At 65.7% G+C, this 350-nt stretch carries 1 pseudogene; it reads left to right on the forward strand.

Features of this window, described 5'->3' with window-relative positions:
• Positions 1-350, forward strand: a pseudogene (locus ABGA94_RS02585) (hypothetical protein); the annotation flags it as partial.

Consider the following 350-nt stretch of genomic DNA (forward strand, 5'->3'; position numbering starts at 1 on the left):
GCGCCGAACGACAGCCTGCTGGAGAAGGTGAAGTCGAACATGCAGGAAGTGCGTGCGCGTGGTGGCGAGCTGTTCGTGTTCGCCGACCAGGACAGCAACTTCAATGAGTCCGAAGGCGTACATGTGATCCGCACGCCGCGAAAAGCAGGTGCCGACGCCGGCCGACGGCACCATGCCGGACACGCTCTCGCGCACCACCAGGTCCTTGGCGTTCTCGACACGGCGCTGCGCGGTGACCTGAGCCGCGACATCGCCCGCTACCCGGGCGAGAAGGCGGCGATGACCACCACCGTCGACACCGTCAAGGCCAACCTCGGCCGCATCAACGCCGAGATCAAGCAGTTGGCCAG

Origin of the sequence: Stenotrophomonas sp. 3diitr2024, from assembly GCF_042136455.1 — a bacterium.
Taxonomy (GTDB): domain Bacteria; phylum Pseudomonadota; class Gammaproteobacteria; order Xanthomonadales; family Xanthomonadaceae; genus Stenotrophomonas; species Stenotrophomonas sepilia.